We start from the raw sequence: 3274 nt of genomic DNA, 5'->3' as shown, positions 1-3274 counted from the left end.
CGCCTGTGACGATGAGTATCGCACAGACGAGGAGCGACGAGATGAGTATTTTACCCCTGGACCTGGTCATGGATCTAAAGCGATCCCATAAGTGCCAGGAGGGGCAGGTCAGCCGCCAGGGTGATCAGGATCACCATCAAGATGCTGCTGTATGCCTGCTTGGTCTCACTTACCCGGACACGCTGATAGATCATCGTCAGGGCGGCCACGATCGGCCCTACCATTAGGAGCAGGCAGAGAGCCAGGTGCGACCTAACCGACTCCCGCATGGCGGTGACAGCAGCTACCCCGTCGGTCCCGTTCAGTGAGGAGATGAGAGCGCCTACAGACTCGCTCGGACCTGTGATGAGGTAGATCAATGATCCAAGCAAAACCAGCCCCAGGGCGTTGATCAAGAGAGAGAAAGTGGTGAGCCGCTTAGGTCTGTACCGAAGGAGTGAGCGGAAGGACTCACCGGCGACCAGACAGATGAACGGAGCTACGATGAGGGATGGTGCTGGATCGCTGGTGCCGGAGGCAAGGTTGTAGACCAGCGCAGAGACGATTGTCAGGAGAGCCAGCCCCTCCATGGACAGGTGACTCACGCTGTAGCGCATCCCGGCAGACCTCCTCTCCTCCATCAGAGCCACCACGCCCCATGGTACCAGGATCAGAAGAGAGCCCCAGAGACCTCTTGTCGACCAGCTACCGGACTCTTGCGTCAGCCAGTGGCACTCTCCCGGTATGATCGCAGCAAGTGCTATAAGCAATACGCCCAGTAAAATGGATGTGATCGGCATCCAGAGTCGCGTCTTTCCAGTACTTCGTCTCCCCATAAGCCCCCATAAGAGTATGGCGAGCGACGGGATGACCACCCCTCCTGACCCCACCGACAGACCGGCGAGAGCCAGAAGTAGACCACAAGTCAGTATGGAGCCCGCAGGATGCTTCCGATCACTTACCATGACATCGTGGCAAACCATCAGTGCGAGTGTCCCGAAGAGAGCCCCCGGCACTCCCGAACCACCGGTGATGATGAAGAAGTGGAGGAATGGAGTGGCTATGAGGAAGAAGAGCGTCACGCGAGCGATGGAGCGACTTCGCTCGCGGCAGACGAAGATGAAGAAAAAGACGCCAAGTAGAATCGCTGACAAGAGTGATGGCATCCGAAGCGTCTCGATGGATATCGGCTCATCGTCGCTGTCTTTCATCCGGTGCATCAGGAGAACAGACCCCTCGTAGACCGGCGAAGTAGCTTGGGTAAGGAGATCCGTCATCGTCATCTCCCCCTCCTCAGCTAAGCTACACCATTGCTCCACACGGTCCGCTGTGCGCTCCTCCTCCGGTGTCGCACTTCGCAGTCCATAGAGGCTGAAGATCCCCATCATGATCATCACCAAGATGTACAAGAGTAGGTCCCGCCTCCCGTGGAGTAGTGCTACTACGCGTGATCGTCTTCGTCTCATGGCATTACGGCTTAGTATGGATATGGGTCTTGCACTCTACCGCCACCGGGCGACCGACGGCACCCTCATCACCTGACCTGAGGGTCGATCTTGTCGGGCTGACCAGCTTGTCCCCGGGTACCGTGAGACTATAGTAAAGTACCTGTCTCATCCGGGCTATTTGACCGGGGGTAAAGCGATCGCTGTAAGAGACCTCGTAGTCCATCAAGTTAAAGGAAGTCTGATTAAACTTCCCGTCGCACAGGTCGCGGGTTAGCAGAGAGGAGAGGACTGACTGTGCTGTCGCTCCCTGACTCGACTCCAGAGCGGCAATCTGCTCACTCATCACCTTATTGTACGCGATCCGATTGTAAGAGGGCGTGTCCTCAACATGATCGCTGTCTATGCACTCCTCAGTGAGCCGTAGGGCACTCGTCTCTCCCTCGACTATTTCCTCCGCAAAGACATGCCCCAGCCCGAGGTAGTGTCCCAGCTCGTGGGCAAGCGTTACAGCTGCCGGTGTGAGATCCTGATGGATCTTGCTGATCGACTGAGTCTCCTTGACTCGGTTCTCAAACTGCTGGTAATTCAGCACAATGCAGTGATTATAATTCTCAAAGTCCTTGATCACCCTATCCCATGTGCCCAGCCCCTCCAGTTTGTGTTCTGTGACAAGGTAGGGTAGGTGAGAGATCCCCAGCGTGATCTGCCCCACATCCTTACCGGGCTTGAAGGGGAAGACGTAGACATTGATATACCTGCTGATCGGATAGCTCATCGAGTGATAGACTCCGCCCCTCTTGTCCTGCATCACCACTGACGGATCAAGAGCTCGCTCCGTCATGTCGTGTGAGGTGATGCCTGATGGGGACAGTCGCTTGCCATCCGGATCTTTTGTGGCTAGGACAAATCGGATCCTGGAGTTCGTCAGACCGATCCTATTATACTCCTTCCCCCTCATCATCGCCTTAGGGTACGATGGGTTGCCGGAGTAGAGCTGGTTCACCTGCTCAACCAGTTTTTGCAGGGACGAGCCGGTTACCTTCGTGTAGTCATTCCCCGGGTCGTTGTCGTTATTCTGTGCATCCTTCTTGGCAATGTCCTCGGGGTTGGTGATGACGTGGAATATCAGCGGGATCTCGTACATCACGCTGTCGATGGCAAAGCTCTGATCGCGACCCAGCTGATGGACGGTGATGCTCACTCTGTCCCTTTCCCCCTCTTCGTCCTCTGCTATGACAAAAGCGATCTCACCGACTCTCTCCTTGTCGGAGAGGTTTGGGCGTACATTGATGGTGATTTTATTACGACTCTGTCCGACCGGAAGATTGGCCGAGAGCCAGTCGGTCTCTGTTACGGGGACAAACTTTCGGTCAGAGGAGATGATCACCTTCAGTGTATCGCCCTCGGCAGCTACGTTCTGGAAGTCTGTCTTATTACTCTCCAGAGGACCGATCGTCCCAAACGGGTGACAGCCGGAGAGTAGGGCGATGACCCCACCGAGGATGATGGCGATATATATATATAAAGTCTGCTTAGAGGACATGTATTGAACCTTCGATTGTGGGGCTAAAGGTACCCATTTTTCGACAGAGGTTGTAGATGATCGTGCGCAAGAACAGGGCTGACGCATTTGAGTTTTACCACGACCGCCCGGTCCCGCAGGGACTTACCCGCCGGTTTCCTCCTCTGACACCCCGCCCCTGTACGATGCCACATTCATCCCCTTTGCCGGCGGTAGGCGGATCCCCGGTGCCGGGGAGTATCGTATTAAGCTGGATAGAGTTCGGTGAATTCTAAACCCGGTATTAGTCATCACTAAACCCGGTAATAGTGATGACTAATACCGG

The 3274-nt window shown here is 55.3% G+C and carries 2 protein-coding genes; both read right to left on the bottom strand.

Annotated features, from left to right (window positions below; translation table 11 throughout):
* Nucleotides 1-74: 74 nt before the first annotated feature.
* The gene (locus tag Q0F21_RS06605; protein WP_297238485.1) at nt 75-1445 is read right to left on the bottom strand and encodes a hypothetical protein; all 1371 of its coding nucleotides are present in this window, start codon (nt 1443-1445) and stop codon (nt 75-77) included.
* 4 nt (nt 1446-1449) lie between these two features.
* Complete coding sequence (locus tag Q0F21_RS06600) at nt 1450-2970, bottom strand: zinc-dependent metalloproteinase lipoprotein (protein ID WP_297238484.1); 1521 nt, start codon at nt 2968-2970, stop codon at nt 1450-1452.
* Between the last annotated feature and the right edge of the window lie 304 nt (nt 2971-3274).

This window comes from uncultured Porphyromonas sp., assembly GCF_934359325.1.
Taxonomy (GTDB): domain Bacteria; phylum Bacteroidota; class Bacteroidia; order Bacteroidales; family Porphyromonadaceae; genus Porphyromonas_A.
The sequence above is the reverse complement of the archived record's forward strand: the minus strand, read 5'-3'. Positions and strand labels throughout refer to the sequence as shown.